The sequence below is a fragment of the Cupriavidus sp. 05T313 genome, from assembly GCF_056396665.1.
In genome coordinates this window covers 1-13,426 of sequence record NZ_JBFTLX010000211.1, presented here as the reverse complement: position 1 = coordinate 13,426, position 13,426 = coordinate 1, and the positions used below count along the sequence as shown (strand labels likewise).

Annotated in this window: 12 protein-coding genes and 4 pseudogenes; 9 read left to right on the top strand and 7 right to left on the bottom strand. The window is 60.1% G+C overall.

Translation table 11 applies throughout. From position 1 onward, the window contains the following. Window positions 1–314: pseudogene (locus tag AC1DKD_RS31645) on the bottom strand (transposase); the annotation flags it as partial. 193 nt (window positions 315–507) lie between these two features. Between AC1DKD_RS31645 and AC1DKD_RS31640 the strand changes: the two are divergent. The 7 genes and pseudogenes from AC1DKD_RS31640 to AC1DKD_RS31610 form a co-directional block, all read left to right on the top strand. Continuing rightward, on the top strand, window positions 508–1,500 hold the full coding sequence (locus AC1DKD_RS31640; RefSeq protein WP_477144133.1) for a Bug family tripartite tricarboxylate transporter substrate binding protein: 993 nt from the start codon (window positions 508–510) through the stop codon (window positions 1,498–1,500). A gap of 3 nt (window positions 1,501–1,503) precedes the next feature. After that, complete coding sequence (locus tag AC1DKD_RS31635) at window positions 1,504–1,725, top strand: alpha/beta hydrolase (RefSeq protein WP_441627912.1); 222 nt, start codon at window positions 1,504–1,506, stop codon at window positions 1,723–1,725. Continuing rightward, complete coding sequence (locus AC1DKD_RS31630) at window positions 1,712–2,413, top strand: DsbA family protein (RefSeq protein WP_441627910.1); 702 nt, start codon at window positions 1,712–1,714, stop codon at window positions 2,411–2,413. Before AC1DKD_RS31635 ends, AC1DKD_RS31630 begins: the two co-directional genes overlap by 14 nt. Continuing rightward, window positions 2,406–2,789 (top strand): Rieske (2Fe-2S) protein, encoded by a 384-nt coding sequence (locus AC1DKD_RS31625; RefSeq protein ID WP_441627908.1) that lies wholly within the window; start codon window positions 2,406–2,408, stop codon window positions 2,787–2,789. Before AC1DKD_RS31630 ends, AC1DKD_RS31625 begins: the two co-directional genes overlap by 8 nt. 498 nt (window positions 2,790–3,287) lie before the next feature. Beyond that, a complete protein-coding gene (locus AC1DKD_RS31620) occupies window positions 3,288–4,268 on the top strand; it encodes a quinone oxidoreductase family protein (protein ID WP_276289740.1) in 981 nt (326 codons plus the stop codon). Between the two features lie 633 nt (window positions 4,269–4,901). Continuing rightward, window positions 4,902–5,013 (top strand): annotated as a pseudogene (locus tag AC1DKD_RS31615) (IS5/IS1182 family transposase); the annotation flags it as partial. A gap of 19 nt (window positions 5,014–5,032) precedes the next feature. Beyond that, window positions 5,033–5,152, top strand: a pseudogene (locus tag AC1DKD_RS31610) (IS5/IS1182 family transposase); the annotation flags it as partial. Here AC1DKD_RS31610 and AC1DKD_RS31605 read toward each other — a convergent pair. Together AC1DKD_RS31605 and glaH are read right to left on the bottom strand one after the other, a co-directional pair. After that, window positions 5,107–6,342: an alpha-hydroxy acid oxidase gene (locus tag AC1DKD_RS31605; RefSeq protein ID WP_477144132.1), complete on the bottom strand. Its 1,236-nt coding sequence runs from the start codon at window positions 6,340–6,342 to the stop codon at window positions 5,107–5,109. The pseudogene AC1DKD_RS31610 and the gene AC1DKD_RS31605 overlap by 46 nt on opposite strands. 117 nt (window positions 6,343–6,459) lie before the next feature. Then, entirely contained in the window at window positions 6,460–7,389 is a 930-nt protein-coding gene (gene glaH / locus AC1DKD_RS31600; protein ID WP_441627903.1) for a glutarate dioxygenase GlaH, read from the bottom strand. Window positions 7,390–7,440: 51 nt separating this feature from the next. Between glaH and AC1DKD_RS31595 the strand changes: the two genes are divergently transcribed. Next, a complete protein-coding gene (locus tag AC1DKD_RS31595; RefSeq protein WP_441627901.1) occupies window positions 7,441–8,394 on the top strand; it encodes a LysR family transcriptional regulator in 954 nt (317 codons plus the stop codon). A gap of 75 nt (window positions 8,395–8,469) precedes the next feature. On the opposite strand, the gene AC1DKD_RS31590 is transcribed toward AC1DKD_RS31595, so the two are convergent. Then, window positions 8,470–9,741 carry an MFS transporter gene (locus AC1DKD_RS31590; RefSeq protein ID WP_441628023.1) on the bottom strand — a complete coding sequence of 424 codons (1,272 nt, stop codon included), beginning with the start codon at window positions 9,739–9,741 and terminating at the stop codon, window positions 8,470–8,472. Window positions 9,742–9,949: 208 nt separating this feature from the next. Then, window positions 9,950–10,534 (bottom strand): hypothetical protein, encoded by a 585-nt coding sequence (locus tag AC1DKD_RS31585; RefSeq protein ID WP_441627899.1) that lies wholly within the window; start codon window positions 10,532–10,534, stop codon window positions 9,950–9,952. Window positions 10,535–10,689: 155 nt separating this feature from the next. Between AC1DKD_RS31585 and AC1DKD_RS31580 the strand changes: the two genes are divergently transcribed. Further along, entirely contained in the window at window positions 10,690–11,685 is a 996-nt protein-coding gene (locus tag AC1DKD_RS31580; RefSeq protein ID WP_441627897.1) for a Bug family tripartite tricarboxylate transporter substrate binding protein, read from the top strand. A 199-nt stretch (window positions 11,686–11,884) separates the two neighbouring features. On the opposite strand, the gene AC1DKD_RS31575 is transcribed toward AC1DKD_RS31580, so the two are convergent. Both AC1DKD_RS31575 and AC1DKD_RS31570 read right to left on the bottom strand, forming a co-directional pair. Next, window positions 11,885–12,445: an RBBP9/YdeN family alpha/beta hydrolase gene (locus AC1DKD_RS31575; protein WP_441627895.1), complete on the bottom strand. Its 561-nt coding sequence runs from the start codon at window positions 12,443–12,445 to the stop codon at window positions 11,885–11,887. Between the two features lie 9 nt (window positions 12,446–12,454). Next, window positions 12,455–13,286, bottom strand: a pseudogene (locus AC1DKD_RS31570) (TauD/TfdA dioxygenase family protein). Window positions 13,287–13,426 lie beyond the last annotated feature (140 nt).

Here is a 13,426-nt window from a genome sequence, read left to right as displayed (position 1 = left end):
CAGTAGCAGCCCGCCCATTGCGATATAGACCATGGTCTCGGACGCATCAGGACGCCGCTCGTAGTCCCTCCATCCGAAGGTACGCTCCATCACCCAACGCCGGGGTAGCACCGCGAAACCAACCTGATCCTCGTGGCGGCGCACCACCTGCACGACGAAATCGAGCGTCGCGGCTCTATCCATCAAAGTGCGACGATCGTACGCACCATCTGCAAACAGATCCCCAGTCCCGGCCGGCACTTCGTTAGCGTCTCCAGAACCGCCAACGCCCCTGTGCTGTCGGCGATGCCCGCAGGCGTCAAGTTCACCATCAAGCACCACGAGGAGCCGGTGGCAGCGCGTCGCGTGCATCGCACAAATACAATAATGTCGACATTAAATTCTAATGCTGCTATGATCGTGCTCAAGATAGCCTGGGCCGGTAGAAATCGCTTGTTGCGCAGTTGGTTGGTGAGGCAACAACCACCTGGCAAGCTGGGTGATAGTCCAGAAAACATGGGGGAGACGATGTCATTACTGAAAAAGCTGCTCGCAGCGGCGCTGTGCGCCGAGGCAATCATTGCCTTGTGCGCGGCAGGTCCGCTCCAGGCACAGGAAGCCTGGCCCGCGCGCCCGATTCAAATGATCGTGCCGTCGTCTCCCGGATCGGGAACCGACGCGCTGGCGCGGGTCATGGCGCGCCGCCTTTCCGAATCGCTGAAGCAATCTGTGGTCGTGGAGAACCGGCCGGGTGGCAGTGGGGTGATCGGGACGAACGCCGTCCTCAAGGCGGCGCCGGATGGCTACACGATTCTCTACACAACGGCATCCAACATGGTGGTTGCGCCGGCTGTCATCAAGCCCATTTCCCAGGAGGCAAGAAAGAGCCTCGTGCCGATCGCGCAGACTGCGGTGGGTGGGGTGTTGCTGCTGGTGAGCCCGGATCTGCCGGTGCACGACTTGCCTGGACTCATTGCGCTCGTGAAGGCGAATCCGGATAAGTACAGCTATGGCAGCTGGGGCACCGGCTCGTCCGCGCACTTGACGATGGAGTGGCTAAAGAAGCAGACCGGCATGAAGACCGAACACGTCGCATATCGGACCTCCAGTCAACTGCTCACCGAACTATCCTCGGGGGTGCTGAAGATCGGCTGGACCGATCCCAGCGTGGCAGTTCCGTTCCTGCAATCCGGGAAGGTGCGCGGCATTGCGATTGTGGGCAACGTGCGGTCTCCCCAGCTCGCCGACGTCAAAACGATGGGTGAACAGGGTTACAAGTTCAGCACGGTGGGATGGTTCGGCATGTTCGCGCCGGCCGGAACTAGTCCGGCGATCGCGAAGYGGCTGGCCGATGAGGTCAACAAGGTGCAGGCGTTGCCGGAGATCGCGGCCCTGATGAAGAAACTGAACTTCGAGCCGCCTCCTGTAAAGTCCTCCGCGCAGTTGGGCGAGATCGTCCGGAATGATCTGCAAGTCTGGACGAAGATCGCCAACGACGCAGGAATCAGGCTCGAGGAATAAGATGTGCCGTGCGCGGCATTGCGGGCTGCCCCGGACAAAGCCGCCATTCCCGGCCCGATAGCAGCCAGCCGTCCGGATCCCTTGGCCAGCTTCGAGCGGGTCGTTCATTTGGCGGGTGACCGGCGTTCTCGCCTTGTCGATCTTGGTAATGGCGGTCACATCGACCCTGCATCTGGATACGGCCCCTGGCCGGGCGCTAAGGAATTATTGCGTGAATTGCTCTGAACTTTCGGGTGCGGTTCCTGCCGCCACATCGCCGCAAACCCTGCGCGTTGATTTTCACCTTGACCTGATTTGCCCCTGGTGCTGGATTGGATTGCGTAATCTGCGCTCAGCATGGGCAAGCATTCGACAGCAGCATCCTGGGTTGGTGCTGGAGACGATATGGCATGCCAATGCCTTGCTGCCGCAGATTCCTGCGCAAGGCATTCCGTACCAAGAATTCTATGAAGCAAGGCTTGGTGGCCAGCGGGCTGTGGCGATGCGCCGCGCACAGATTCGCGCTGTGGCCGCATCGGTTGATCTATCGTTGAACTTCGAAGCCATTGCGACCTTCCCGAATTCGGCGCTGGCATGTGCCCTGGTCAATGCGGCCCAGTCCAGGCTTGTGCCGGAGTCCATGTACCAGTTGGTAGAGTCCATCTACCGTGCATTCTTCTCCCAGGGGCAAGACATCGGTTCGACCGAGACACTGCAGGCCCTGGCTCAATCGTCAGGGTTCAGTTGGGATGCCAGGGCGTGCTCTCCGCTCCGGTCTTCAATGGGGGCCGGCCATGCAGGAGGGGTTCCTTATCTCGTCTTCAATGGCCAGTGGCCGGTCACTGGCGCAGTTCCAGCAAGCGAGTTGATTCAGATCATGCAGAAAGCCGTGGCGGCCAGGCGTCTGAACTGCGAGTGCAAATCCGATGCCTGATTCTGAATGGATTCTGGTCGGGCCTCCGGAGTCGCTGGCTCCAGGCGCGCGCAAACTGGTCTTGCTGCAAGACGGTCAATCGGCAATCGTGTTCAACCTTGCCGGCCAGTTCTTTGCCATGGAAAACAGTTGCCCGCATGCGGGAGCCTCCATGGCAGGAGGTTCGTGTGTTGAGCACGTTATCAGCTGCCCTGCACACGGCTTGCGATTTGACATTCGCAACGGCCAGTGCACCGCATCTCCGGGCTTGCGTATCCGCACCTATGAAGTCGTCGTGGAGGACAAGCAACTTTGGCTACGCCCGTCAGAATGCTTGAAGGCTGGTCGGGTGCTATTGCCGCGCAGACGTCCGGCCGAGGTGGTTGCAGCCTGCTGATGACTCGCCATCCGGATCGAAGCTGCGGTAGTCGGCGATCCAGTGCTGCCGCGTCAGCGGACCATTGTCATAAAAGGACAAGTTCGAGGCGCGCAAGGTAAAGCGGGAAGTGGCGCCAGGCCAGATGATTCACTCATCGCGAAGGACACTCTGACTTCAACCGGGTAAGCGAGATGCAAATGCACTTCTGGACAACTCTCTTCTGCCTGAAAACCAGCAGCCTCTGGTCATTCAAGCCGCGCCCTACGGACCGCAATGGTTACATCACAAGGCCGATACGCAGCGACGCTTGAACGCCCGGAGCCCAGCAGCAATCCAAGCCGTTCCCGCTTGAGCATCACTGCTAGCCGGGAGAGGCCATAGGTGGCTTTCCCAAGCCGCCCATGGCAAATTTTCTGCAGCCTGACCAACTGTGCCACCAAATTCATTTGTCCTTTGGCGAGTGCAAGCGGCAAGCCGCAGGCGAACTGTCATATTTGATACAGAACAGGAGACAACATGGCAAAAGTCGTTAAATTCTACGAAACGGGTGGGCCCGAGGTCCTTCGTTTCGAGGACGTTGAGGTTGGTGAACCGGGACCGGGAGAGGTCCGCGTCCGCCACGTGGCCGTGGGCCTGAATTTTGCCGATACCTACTTCCGCGGTGGCATTTACCAGGTTCCGCTGCCCAGCGGCGTCGGCAACGAGGCAGCCGGCGTGGTCGAGGCAGTTGGTGCCGGCGTGACCCAGTTGGCGGTCGGCGACCGTGTGACCTACACAGGTTTTATCAACACGCTGGGCGCCTACAGCACTGAGCGGCTGATTTCTGCCGCACTGCTGATCAAACTGCCGGAGGCCATCAGTTGCGAAGCCGCGGCGGCCATGACCATGCGGGGCTTGTCCGCTGCTTACCTGGTGCGTCGGATCTATCCTTTCGTGGCGGGCGAGGCCGTGCTGCTGCATGCCGCAGCGGGCGGTGTTGGCCTGATCGTTTCGCAATGGGCCAAATTGCTCGGGCTGACGGTGATTGGCACGGTTTCGACCGATGCCAAGGCCGAAGTGGCGCGCGCCCACGGCTGCGATCACACGATCAACTACAGCCATGAGGATGTGGCCAAGCGCGTGCGGGAACTGACGGACGGAGTGGGTGTGTCCGTGGTCTTCGACAGCGTGGGCAAGGCCACCTTCATGTCCTCGCTGGACTCCCTCAAGCGCCGCGGGCTGATGGTCTGCGTCGGTACCGCCTCCGGCACGATCCCGCCGTTCGATCCGCAGATTCTGGCCCGCAAGGGCTCGCTGTACCTGACCCGCCCGGGCCTGGCCGATTACATCGCCGATCCGGCCGAGAAGGCGGCACTGGTCGATGAGCTGTTCGGCCACGTGGCGGCAGGCCGCATCCGCATCGAGATCAATCAGCGCTATGCCTTGGAGGACGCCGTGCAGGCGCATCGGGACCTGGAAGCTCGAAAGACCACGGGTTCGTCCATTTTCGAGATTTGAGTGTTCCCGCTTCCTGGGAAACGCGAGCCGTCAGGCTGCATTGGTCGGCGAAGCGTAACCCAGTGATTTGGCAGTCGGGTCAGGTTGTTCAGGACCCGCTGTCGGCAGCGTTCTTCGTTGTACGCGGCCTCGGGATCCACATGTCCCACGCCATGGCCCTGTGTGTCGCAGAAGAGCGCCGCGATCTCATTAACGGTGGCGGTAGCGGTGATAGCGATCGCCTTGGCGTCGCCGATCCGCGCCGACCGCCGTCGGTAAAAGTCGCTCGGCGTGGTATCCGGCTCGCCGAATGCGACGGCAACAAGATGCCGCGCGGCAGAGGCCTTGCTGGGCGAGCGGCGCGTCTTTGACGGCAGTATCTTGCCGACAGAGATCATGTTGCCCGGAACCAGGCATAGCCACGATGTGAATGCCGCCTCCCCCCTGAATGCACGTACGGCTTCCGATCATCTGCCTGCGATCTGCACCCTTCAATTCCGAATGACTCTGCGCGGCGTGAGTGCGCCGGTTTGGGCACGCGTGCTCAACCCCGATCACATGACGCCGGGAAAGTGCCGATCAAATCGGTGCGCGAGTCGTCGCGACATCGGCTGAGCGCGTTGTCATGAGCATGTGTAAAAGTCAGGTACGGGAATGAAGCGTCAAATCAGTTTTGCGGAAGCGTAAGGGCAGGTTAACGCGCCGGCAGCACTTCCTGGCGGCGATGAAAAGCGTTGTGCCGTGGCAGCGGCCGATAGCGGCGCTCTAGCCAAACTACCCCAGGGGCCGACGAGTCGGACGTATCGCAGGCGCAGGCATTGCCGCATGGCCACGAGGACCATGCGTTTGGCGATGCGGGCTACACGGGAGTAGAGAAGCGCGATGCAATTCGGCGGGTTCTGTGGCCCTGGACGATGACGCTATTGTTCACGTCCGCGATGGTCGTCGCGCCCAGCATGGCCATATTTCGGTCGACCTCATCGCGCAGGAGCGTTATGGCGTGGCGAACGCCCTCGGCTCCCCCAACGGCCGCAGCGTAAACAAAAGGTCGCCCCAGGAAGACAAAGCGGGCTCCCAGTGCCAACGCTTTCAGAACATCACCGCCTCGCCGGATACCGCTGTCCATCATGACGGTTGTCTTGTGCGCGACTGCCTCACAAATCTCCGGCAATACAGCAAGCGGTTCCACGGCACCGTCCAATTGGCGCCCGCCGTGATTCGAGACAATGATGCCGTCGGCGCCCAAGGCGACAGCGCGTGCGGCGTCGGACGTATGCAAAATGCCCTTGATGACCAGGTTGCCGCGCCATCTTTGCCGGATTCGCTCGATATCCGTCCAGCTCAGGTGATCGCGTCCCGTCGTATCGCGAATGGCGGAGGCCRACAGGATCGGCGCGCCGCGAGACGCAAAAGAATTCTCAAAATGCGGCATCCCACTCGAAACGAGGGTTCTGGCGAACGTCCCGGCCAGCCAACGCGGCCGAGACACGCCATCGAATGCCAGGCGGACAGATGGTCGCAAAGGCAAAGAGAAGCCAGTACGGACGTTATTCTCCCGGTTGGCCCAAACGGGAATATCAACCGTAAGGACAAGCGTAGCGAACCCGGCCGCTTCAATCCGCTCAATCAGGGCATCCCTGCGCGCGGCGTCACCTGGCAGGTAGGCCTGAAACCACGTACCTGGCGCGGCCGCCTGAACGGCTTCCATCGGAATCAAGGACGTGCCGCTCATGATTGCGGGTATCCGCTCTTCCCGCGCCGTTTGCGCGAGGACCACATCGCCGCGGTAAGCGGCAATCGCACTGATTCCAACGGGCGCCACGCCAAAGGGAGACGCGTAACGTTGCCCAAAGATCTCAGTCGCTTGCGACCGTCCCGACACGTCGACAAGAACTTTGGGACGAAACTTGACCTCGTCGAATGCCGTCCTGTTCGCGGCAAGCGACTTTTCATCCTCCGCGGCACCGGCGATGTAGCCAAAGATCGGGCGCGGAAGCACTCTCTTTGCCGCGACTTCAAAATCGGCAAGCGAGAGGATCGGCCGCAGTCGTCTATGAATCTGACGGTTGGCGCCATAGGCAGGCTTGGCGGGCATTCCAGCGCTCGGAACGGCTTGGCTTTCTGCAACTTCTGTTTGAGATGTCATCTTGATTTGAAGCGTCTATCAGGCCCAACCGCTGTCACTATCAGCCACGCCGGATCACATCGATCATTAGGCGAACGTGCCTCGCTGGCGCATCAGCTCACGGAACAGCGCCTCGTTCTTCTCGAACGGCGCACGCCCGTGGAGGTAGAAGTAGTTGTTCAGGACAACCAGATCGCCGACGGGTAGCGACACTTCCTTTGTTCCCGGCGAAGCCTCCATGGAAGTCGACAGGTCGTTGAGAAATGCAGCCTCCTCGCGATTGCGAGGCTGTACAAACTGATCGATGAAGGACATCGACAACCCAAACTCATTCTGGAAGAAGAGTGGGCGCTCGACTCTATCGCCGACATTCTTGGACCCCGGTGCCTTGTAGAGGAAAGGCTGCGTCCCGAGACGGTGACTGACAAACCGGTCACGCGCCTCCCAATCGTCCAGATGCAGGAATCGGGACTCGCCGCCGATTGCATTCTGTTCTGCAAACTTCATCATCAACAGCCAGTCCGTCGCTTCGGTAACGAAGGTGCCATCGGTGTGCATCGTGAAGAGTCGATAGGCTTGGCGCAAATAGGAGTCGCTATCGTCCGTGTGCTTGACCACGAAGCGAGCATAGTAATTGCCCGACATCGCATCGTGGTTGCTGGGACCAAGGAGGTGCCCAATGGCAGTGCCGAAGCGAACGAAATCGTCGGCGTCCGTCGTCAGTCCCTGGAGGCCTACCGTAAAGCCACCATGCTGCCGATCCTTCACAATGCCGTTGATGGTTGTAGCGAAGTCCTCGCCGACGTGCTTCGCGAGTACATCCGCGAGCTCGTAGCGCATGAAGGGGACATACTCGAGGTTCTGAACATCGACCTTGCGTACGTCGTGCAGGAACCCAAGAAGGGCCTCGCGCTCAACGGTCACATGCAGGATGCGATGGTGATCTGCGTGGGCAGATAATTGGAAACGGGGCTCGTCATTGCTGGCAAGCACTGCGGCAGGAAACGGGGCATTCATCGATAGCTCTCCGGGATGTTGTATGGCGCTATTTCATCTGGATTCTTTGATATGATCCAGATGGAAGACAGTAATCTTTGTTCCGAAATCGAGATTAAAACGATGATTGACGTTCGCCAGTTGCAGTGTTTCCTCGCCGTGGCGGAAGAGCTTCACTTTGCGAAGGCGGCAGATCGCCTGGGTGTCGCCCAATCAGGGCTCAGCACCCAGATCCAGCGCCTTGAACAAGATTTGGGGGTCACGCTCTTGAATCGCAACAAAAGGAAGCCGGTGTCACTTACCGACGCGGGGCACCTGTTCCATGCCGAGGCTGTGGCGGCGTTGCGGCACATTGAGCGAGCCGACCAGGTGGGACGCTTGGCTGCCCGAGGGCTGGCTGGCGTCATCCGTGTCGGCTATGTGGCATCTGGCGTAAGCAGCGGCCTTTTGTCCATGATGCTGAGCGAGTTTCGGAAATCACACGAGATGGTCCGGATCGAAGTCGTGCCAATGGAAACGCCAAGGCAGCTCGAAGCGCTCAGCGATGGCCAGATCGATGTGGGAATTGTCAGGCCAAGACGGCTCTATCCGGCCGGCGTCATCACGAAAGTCATACAGACTGAACGCCTGCTGGCCGCAATGACAGGAAGTCATCCCCTTGCAAAGCGAGGGACGGTTTCAGCGCGCGCGCTAGCAGATCAGTCCTTTATCGTCCCGCAGTTTGCGGACGAGGAAGGATTCGGGTCTGCGTTATCCGCCCTGGGCAAAGCCGGGGGGTTCACGCCTCATCTGGAATATCGCGTCCAGGATTTCATCTCCGCGATTTGCCTCGCGTCCGCGGGATACGGAGTGGCCATAGTGCCTGAGTCAATGCAGAACTTCTCCCAGCCAGGTATCTTTTACACGCAGATCGCCGACTTTAAATTCTCAGTGCACCTGGCGCTAGCTCACAGGCGTCGGGAAATATCCCCGGCGGTACGGGCATTCGTGCAACTCGGAACCGAGATATTCAATGGCCGTGCCTGAATCGATCAACGGGATCCTGCATCGTCCCCGCGATGGAGGATCGTGGGGACGATGGGTTGGGTGCCGGCAGCGCGCTCAGCCGCGTCGCGTTTCCGCGACGTAACACCATCTGCCAATGAGGAACACGGTGAAGGGCAGAACTGCCGCGAGCGGTAGCCAGCGCAAGGCGACTTGAAGACCGACCGCGTCCGCTACCATACCGGTGATAAAGGGGCCTGCTGCGAGTCCCAATATATTGTTAAACAACGTCAGTGTGGCAAATGCCGAGCCATGAATAGCTGGCGGTGTGGCTCCGGCAATGATCGCGCTGCATGTGCCGAACGAGCTCGCAAGGAAGAACACGCCGGGCGCAAGGAGCGCGAGTTGCAGATTACCTTGTGGCAAGCGGAACGCAATCGCCAGCAGAGTGCCTAGCACGAGGCAATAGCCAATGGCCATGTTCCACCGCTTGAGCGACGAATCCCCGCTGATCCGATCGGTCATCACACCGCACATGAGTTGGCCCAGGCCGCTGACAAGGACGAGCCCGGCCGCCAGTACGGCCGCCTGGCTGACAGGCATGCCCCAGTAGCGATTCAGGTAGCTGGGCAGCCACACGAAAAGCGTACCCTGAACGAAGATCTGCAGGGCGCAGCCGAGGTACGCGCAAAAGACGGAACGGGACGGAAACAGGCCGGAGAAAAGCGCACGCGGTGTCAGTTTCACATGCCCGTATACCTGAGTTCCGTTCGCATTGTCCGGTTGCGCGCTTGCAAGCTTTTCTTCCGTGACCACGAAGTAATAAATGATCACCAGCACAAAGCCAATGATCGCCATCAGACCCATCGACCAGCGCCAGCCAAAGTGCGTCGCAATGATGCCGGAAAGCGAAACACCGAGCACGGACCCAAAAGCGGCGGCAGACGTAAAGCCTCCGGCAATGGTGGACCGCATATGCTTTGGAAAGACGCTAACGAGCATAGCGAATCCGACACTGCCGTAGGCAGCCTCGCCGACACCAACGAACAAGCGCGCGACGAACATCTCGTGGTAGGTGCTGGCAATGGCGCACCCGAGCGTGGCAACACTCCACACCGCAACCATCAGCGCAATGCTTTTGACTCGTCCCCAGCGGTCCGCGATTATGGAAAATGGGAGGGTCAGCACGCCAACCGCCAACGGCACCACGCTGCTAATCGAACCGAGCTGTGTATCGGAAATCTGCCACTGCACTTTCAAGAGTGGAAACAAGGCATTGATCGCCTGCCGCGACATGTAGTCGGACAGTAACAGGCAAAACATCAATGCAAACACGACCCACGCGTAGGGTCGGGCACCAGTGGGAGCCGCAGCCGGCTCAGCCGGCATCGCGTTACTCGTACATGGGTTCAATTCTGTCTCCTCTAGTGATTCTCGAAACTGATGGCTATTGGTGCGGCCTGCTGTCGTGTGGGCGGTGTGAAGCAAGGCCTTCGGGCCAGGGCGGCAGTGGTGGCTGCTGGCCATCAGCATCGCCGGGCGCTTTGCCGGGCGCTTTCTTTGTGTCGCCGTGCGCGCTTTGGAATTCGACGCTCGATCAGTCAAGGCCCACGAACACGGTGGCATCACGTTCGACGACACGATCCTCGGTAAGGACTTCTCGCACCGGATCATCTAGCCTGGCGCTACTTCCCGCTTTACCTTGCACGCCGTGAACTTGGCCATTTACGACAGTAATTCGCCGACGCAGGGAGCACTGGATCACCATAAGGGCCAGATTCGGCACACCTCGAGGAGTCGGTTGGTACCCGTAGCGCATCAGATCTGCAAGGCGCCATGCCTGGTGACCATGGAAGCCCTTCCAGAAGAGAAGAAACCGGTTGTTCTGCGACACCGTGGCGGGGCCAGCGCTTCGGCCAACCCGCACTCCCTGGTGGACACCGCCAAGGCCAACGGCATCGATACATACCCGTATCCCGTTGCCCTGTTCAATGCGCTCCCGTTGGCCGCGTGTGTCGACGACGACGGGGCCTTGCAGCCATGGAACCTCAAGACCTTGATCCCTGCACGGCTGATACTGGCAGCGCTCGCAAGAGACGTCTTCGAAAGTGCGCTCGCTATGTCTTGCTAGGGTTTTCCCGCTGTTTGCGCGAAATGGCAAAAACTTGTCGTAATCGGTCAAGCCGGTTGACCCGGTGCGATCCGAGAATGGACAAAGGGTGAATGTATCGCAAAGCCTGCCACAGGATCGCCGGCCTGAAGGTTTAGTGCGGCATCGAGGTCATCGGCGACAGACCTTTCCAAACACGCAAAGCGTAGCAATCAAAAGGTATAGACATGAAGAAGCAGACCAATAACTTCCGGTGGCGCGGTTACGCCTTGGCGATCGGTGTTGGTGTCGCCGGTGGGATCCCCATGGCCCAGGCCCAGGAGGCTTGGCCCAGCAAGCCGATTCGTCTGGTGGTGGCGGGGCCTGCCGGCGGCAGTGCCGACGCGTTGGCGCGACTGCTGGCGGAAGGGCTGCAGAAGACATTGAGCAAGCCGGTCATCGTAGAGAACAAGCCCGGTGCCGCCGGCGCGCTGGCGATCAGCGATTTGCAGTCCAACGGCAAGGATGGCCATACTCTCCTGGTCATCCAGGGCGGCGTCGTGAGCGAAGCGCCGTTGGCCTACAAGGTCCACTACAACCCCTTTGCGGACCTGAAGCCCCTGGCCCAGATCAGTCGCACGGGGTTGGTGCTGGTTGCCAACAAGGATGTGCCCGTCTCCAACCTGAAGCAGTTGGTGGACTACGGCAAATCGCAAAAAGACGGACTCGTCTTCGCTTCTTACGCTGCGGGACTGAAGGGCCACACCTCGGGCATGCTGCTCGGGCAACTCACGCATGTGCAAATGCGGCATGTGGGCTACAAGGGCTCTCCCCCGGCATTGAACGACCTGATGGGCGGCCATGTGCCCCTGATGTTCGATGGCGTGACGACCTCATTGCCGCTGATCAAGGCCGGAAAGATCAAAGCGATTGCGCTGAACTATCCGACGCGGATTGCCGGATTGCCGGATGTGCCGACTTTCAAGGAGCTCGGTTACCCACAACTGGCGGAAGCAGGCTGGTTCGCCGTGTGGTCCCGCCCGGATGTCGCTCCGGCAGTCCAGCGAAAAATCCGCGAGGCGACGCTGGCGTATTTCAAGCAACCCGCAGTGCAGAATCGCGTCAAGGACATGGGCATGGAGCAGGGCGGGGGCGCCACCTCGGAAGAGTTGATGGCGGACCTGAAGCAGGCGTACCAGCAACAGTCCGCGCTGCTGAAGTCCATTAACTACCAGCCAGAATAATAGGAAATATCCGGTGCAGCGGTAGTAGCCCGGCCGCGCAACTGGCCGGCTGGGTTACTACCGTTCCGGCGCGGCCGTCAGGTAAGCATACGGATCGTGGTCATTGAATCTGTCCGGTCGTCCCTGGCGGCACTGTCGTTTTCAAATTCCGCAGTCCGGGTCCTTTTTTCCCGGCCGATGGCACTCGGCCGTGTTTCGGTCACGAGAGTTCGCGAATGAACGCTTCGGCCTGCGGCCACTCGCCATAGCCTGACGCGGGATTCAGATGCCCGACCTCGCCGAGTTCGACGAAGCGACTGCCCCACGCCTGCGCCAGGTCACGGGCGCGATCGAGACGCGTCAGGGGATCGTTGCTGCTTGCCGCAACAATGCTCGGAAACGGCAATTTGCCGCGAGGGATCGGCAGCCAGCCGTGGTCGCTCAGTGTGTCGGTTGTCGGGTAGCCTGCCGGCATGGGCGTCTCGAGGTCCGCGGGCGCTGCAAGCAGTGCGCCGAGGATCTCGGGTGTGGCGCCTCGTGCCGCCCAATGGGCGACCATCATCGCGCCTGCGCTGTGCGCCACGATGATCACCGGCCCCTCGATGGTGGCTAGCGCGCGATCGATCGCGTCGACGCGGGCAGCGCAGCTCAGCTTGTCTTGCTCAAGCGGGGCGACGCTGACCACGCCAGGCAGTTTCGCCGCCAGCAGGGTCTGCCAGTGTTCCGGCACATGGTCACGCAAGCCTGGGACGATGAGAACGGTCGTTTTCGTAGAGGCCACGTCGATCTTTCAGTAAGGCGCGTCACCGATGATGGCGGTGCGCTCCATCTTTCGGTGACACGGGGGGTAATCCATCACTGCGTAGTGTTGGGTTGAGCGGTTGTCCCAGAACACAACACTGTTTTTCTTCCAACGAAAACGCACCTGGTATTCGGGGATGGTGGTAATTTGTGAAGTGCGTCGTAAAACTCCCGTTGACGAACAGGACTTTCTCTCCGGTTTCGGGATGAATGCGCACCACCGGGTGCTCGGCGTCCGGGTACTGAGCCTTCAGTGCAAGACGTTTTTCGATCGGCATCGCGGCGCCGAAGCTTGCCTCGATGCTGTGGCGCGCGCGCAATGAGGCGATCTTCGTCTTGATATCCTCGGGCAACTGGTTGTAGGCCTCGACCATGTTGACCCACATCGTGTCGCCACCCACAGGCGGGCATTCGATACAGCGCAGCACGCAGCCCAACGGAGGCTTTTCGCGCCAGGTGGCATCGGTATGCCAGGAATTCTCGTTGCGTTCGGGAGGGCTGTCCGGGGTTTTGTAGATCTGAACCAGTCCGGGGTAATCGGGATGGCTGCCCACCACAGGATGGTCCTCCAGCTCGCCAAAGCGGCGCGCAAAGGCCACGTGCTGCGCGCGAGTGATGTCCTGGTCGCGGAAGAACAGCACGCGATACTTTAAGAGCAGGGCCCGGATTTCGGCCATCAGTTGGTCGTCTTCGGCAGCCGCGCCCAGGTTGACGTTGCCGAGCTCCGCACCGATCGTGCAAGTGACTGGCTCGACCTGGATCGAGTTGCCCAGAGAGGTTGCGCGGACCGCTGCGGGTGCCGCATTGAGGCGTTGAATCATGAACGTTTGTCTCCCATTGCCGATTATGCCCTTCGATCCTGGCGAGTTTGGGCGTCGCGGGTTTCTCCCGCTTGACAATACATGACAGGCATTTATCATTCTATGTCACCCTCCTACGTCAGTTCCCCGATGTCGTTACT

Coding starts and splice junctions, on each gene's coding strand:
- AC1DKD_RS31625 (WP_441627908.1), top strand. CDS start 2,406: ATGCCTGATTCTGAATGGATTCTGGTCGGGCCTCCGGAGTCGCTGGCT.
- AC1DKD_RS31580 (WP_441627897.1), top strand. CDS start 10,690: ATGAAGAAGCAGACCAATAACTTCCGGTGGCGCGGTTACGCCTTGGCG.
- glaH (WP_441627903.1), bottom strand. CDS start 7,389: ATGAATGCCCCGTTTCCTGCCGCAGTGCTTGCCAGCAATGACGAGCCC.
- AC1DKD_RS31595 (WP_441627901.1), top strand. CDS start 7,441: ATGATCCAGATGGAAGACAGTAATCTTTGTTCCGAAATCGAGATTAAA.
- AC1DKD_RS31620 (WP_276289740.1), top strand. CDS start 3,288: ATGGCAAAAGTCGTTAAATTCTACGAAACGGGTGGGCCCGAGGTCCTT.
- AC1DKD_RS31590 (WP_441628023.1), bottom strand. CDS start 9,741: ATGCCGGCTGAGCCGGCTGCGGCTCCCACTGGTGCCCGACCCTACGCG.